Annotated in this window: 2 protein-coding genes; both read left to right on the top strand. The window is 44.5% G+C overall.

Annotated features, from left to right (window positions below):
- Positions 1-196: 196 nt before the first annotated feature.
- Positions 197-823 (top strand): archaeal proteasome endopeptidase complex subunit beta, encoded by a 627-nt coding sequence (psmB, locus tag U9O96_00430; protein ID MEA2053576.1) that lies wholly within the window; start codon positions 197-199, stop codon positions 821-823.
- A gap of 17 nt (positions 824-840) precedes the next feature.
- Complete coding sequence (locus tag U9O96_00425) at positions 841-2739, top strand: beta-CASP ribonuclease aCPSF1 (GenBank protein MEA2053575.1); 1899 nt, start codon at positions 841-843, stop codon at positions 2737-2739.
- Positions 2740-2925: the final 186 nt, after the last annotated feature.

The following is a 2925-nucleotide window of genomic DNA, read 5'->3' as shown; positions in this document are numbered from 1 at the left end:
AAAGAGAATGGCAGGAGAAAAACTCCTGCCATGGTTGCAGGGTTGATAGATCATAGGATGGGCTGGAAAGAGATATTATGGCTAAAAATAAACAAAATATGAATCAACAAAGGATTAGGGGACTACCGTCTTTCATGTACAAAATTTTATATACCAGGTTGACATATTAGCTTTTACTGTTTTGGAACGTGGTATTATGGAAAATAAGAAAGGAACAACAACAATAGGGCTGGTTTGCAAGGATGGCGTAGTCATTGCTTCGGAGCATAGGGCAACGGTGGGAACAATGATCGCTCATAAAGTGGCAAAGAAACTATTCAAGATAGACGATCACCTTGCATTGACGACCGCCGGCCTTGTGGGAGATGCTCAGATGCTGGCTAGGTATCTTAAGGTTGAATCAGAAATTTACAAATTGCAGAGGGAGGATAAACTTCCCATCAAGGGTGCAGCTACCCTTATGGCAAATATACTGAATCAGAGAAAATTTGCTCCATTCTATGTACAACTAATCATAGGGGGTGTTGACCTTACAGGTTCCCACATATTTTCTATTGATGCTGCCGGCGGTTCGATAGAGGATAGGTATACTACCTCGGGTTCCGGTTCGCCCTATGTTTTTGGTGTTCTTGAGGACCATTATAGGGACGGCATGACCGTGGACGAGGGAGTAGATCTTTCTATAAGGGCACTTTCCGCGGCTATGAGGCGTGATTCCGCATCTGGCAACGGGATGGACGTGGCTGTAATAACATCAAAAGGATATAGAGAGATACCACAGGAAGAAATTGAAAAAAGGAGAAAGAACCTGGAAATAAGTTGATATAAGAGATCATATTCATGGCAGTTGAAGACCTTTTGCAGGAAGTAAAAAAAGAAATTAAAGCAATTTTGCTCGCATCCATAAGAGTTACAGATATAGACTTCGAAGGTGCGCAGCTCGTTATTTATACAAAGGATCCCGATAAATTTGCGGATAACAGCGAGATGGTGAGGGAGCTTGCCAAAAAACTGCAGAAGAGGATAGTCGTAAGACCGGATCCTTCCGTTCTTGAGGATATAGATATTGCTGAGGAAAGGATAAGGCAACTGTTGCCGGAGGAAGCAAATATCACAAATACATATTTTGAACCAGATATAGGGGAAGTCACCATAGAGGCTGAAAAACCCGGAGTTGCGATAGGAAAGTATGGTTCCATTTTGAATGACATAAAGAAAGAAATAGGGTGGGCTCCCAAAGTGATACGGGCACCGCCGGTACCGTCCAAAACGGTTCAGGAGATAAGGGGATATATCCGCAGCACTGCAGAAGATAGAAAGGATTTTCTGCGTCGTCTCGGCAGGAGACTGCACCGGGGCGTTTCTGATGGAGAAAAATGGGTAAGAATGACTTCTCTTGGGGGTTATAGGGAAGTTGGTCGCTCATGTACGCTGCTCTCAACACAGGACAGCAAGGTATTGATCGATTGCGGTGTGGATGTTTCCTCATCGGGCAACGGCTCGCCATACATTCATTTACCGGAAGTATTGCCCCTTGAATCAATTGACGGGGTTGTAGTCACTCACGCTCATCTCGACCACTCGGGACTTGTTCCGCTGCTGTACAAGTACGGGTACGACGGGCCTGTTTACTGCACGTACCCCACGAGAGATGTGATGGTTCTCATGCAGATGGATTATCTGAAGGTGTCCGCAGAAAATGCAAGGAAACCTCCCTATTTATCCGAACATATAAGAGAGGAGATAAAACATTCCATCCCCCTCAATTATGGAGACACAACGGATATAGCCCCTGATATAAGGCTTACGATGCACCATGCCGGGCACATTCTCGGCTCATCAATATGCCATTTTCATGTGGGCGACGGGCTTTACAATATCGCTTTCACCGGCGACATAAAATATGAACAGACGCTGCTTTTCAGTCCGGCGGCTACGCACTTTCCCCGTCTCGAAGCATTAGTTATTGAATCCACATATGGCGGTAGCAAGGATGTTCAGCCGAACAGAAAAAAGGCTATTGAAGAGATAGGAGACATCGTACAGGCAACGCTGGAAAGGGGCGGAAAAGTTCTTATTCCCGTGTTTGCAATAGGCCGTTCTCAGGAAGTGATGATAGTTCTTGAGCAGCTTATGCGTGAAAGGGAAATTCCGCAAGTTCCTGTTTATCTGGACGGCATGATATGGGAGGCCACAGCTATCCATACAGTGTATCCCGAATACCTGAATAACAAGTTAAGAAAAATGATTTTCCAGGACGGAAAAAACCCGCTGATGGCCGAAATGTTTGAAAGAGTAGACAGTTTTGAAAAGAGAGAGGAAATACTGGACAGCTCGGAGCCTGCGGTAGTCCTCGCGACCAGTGGCATGATGAACGGCGGTCCGGTCATAGAATATCTCAAGCGGTGGGGCGATGACGAGGTAAGCTCTCTGGTATTTGTCGGCTACCAGGCGGAAGGAACACTGGGTAATAAAATACAGAGAGGGTGGAAGGAGATTAATCTGCCAAATAAAACAATTGATTTGAGGATGAATGTCGAAACATGCGAGGGTTTTTCGGGCCATTCTGATAGGATGCAACTGATGAACTACGTGAAAAACATAAATCCCAAGCCAAGGAGAATAATTGTCAATCACGGCGAGGAGTCAAAATGTCTTGACTTCGCATCGAGCATATACAAAAAGTACAAGATAAAGACGTTGGCCCTTAAAAACCTGGAGACGATTAGGTTTAGATAAAGCACTAAATTAAATGTGCACTTATTTCTGCATTTTTCTAACGGTTTGCGGATAAAAGAAGTTGCCAAAGGCAATTTGGGCGAAGCGTAGCGAAGCCTTTTATTCGCTATTAGACGATAGTGCGAACGAAGGGACAAAAATACTACATACCAAATATGTTCAAACATTTTTATTTTGCCCCCTTTC

It is taken from the genome of Candidatus Thermoplasmatota archaeon, from assembly GCA_034660695.1.
Taxonomy (GTDB): Archaea; Thermoplasmatota; E2; order UBA202; family DSCA01; genus JAYEJS01.
The sequence above is the reverse complement of the archived record's forward strand: the minus strand, read 5'-3'. Positions and strand labels throughout refer to the sequence as shown.